Origin of the sequence: Thermococcus sp. JdF3, from assembly GCF_012027495.1 — an archaeon.
GTDB lineage: Archaea > Methanobacteriota_B > Thermococci > Thermococcales > Thermococcaceae > Thermococcus.
Genome location: NZ_SNUK01000017.1, coordinates 1 through 505 on the forward strand (window position 1 = coordinate 1; position 505 = coordinate 505).

At 42.8% G+C, this 505-nt stretch carries 2 protein-coding genes; both read left to right on the forward strand.

The features are described 5' to 3' along the window. A partial coding sequence (locus E3E42_RS11675) for a hypothetical protein (RefSeq protein WP_206206134.1) occupies positions 1-204 on the forward strand: 204 nt, incomplete at its 5' end. A gap of 4 nt (positions 205-208) precedes the next feature. Beyond that, positions 209-505, forward strand: a 297-nt coding sequence (locus E3E42_RS11680) for a hypothetical protein (RefSeq protein WP_167904883.1), incomplete at its 3' end; no start/stop codon positions are given.

Genomic DNA, 505 nt, shown 5'->3' on the forward strand with positions numbered 1-505 from the left:
CCAGTTAAGTTCTCCGGCAAGAAGGGAAAGAGCTATGGGATTCTTATTCTGGGTGCGAATTCCTTTGATGAAATTGACTCTTTCCTTGGCAACTTAGGGGGAACAGTGGTAGGAGGTCTTCTGGGTGGAGTTATAGGCGGTTTGATTGGTCTCTTAGGAGCTTCAGGCATCAGTTATGATTATATAAAAGTCACGGAGGTCTGATGTAGTGAACACACTACTTCCCAGTAGGGACAAGGTTAGAATTCTGGTCTTGGCGGAGTTCATTCTTTTCTTGCTATTTATCTCCCCCTATTTAATTGAAAGAGGAGTTCCACATTACGTGATTTTATCTGTGGTCTTTCTGACGGCTTTAGCACTCAAAAAGTATTTTGATGGTGAGCAGGGAGATATGCTGGTTAAGTCTGGCAACGTGATTCAGGTCATAGAACACTCCAATTTTATGATGTTCTCAGTAGTTGTCGTGATTCTACTAACCCTCTCCATGGTTGTGGCAACAGTTACT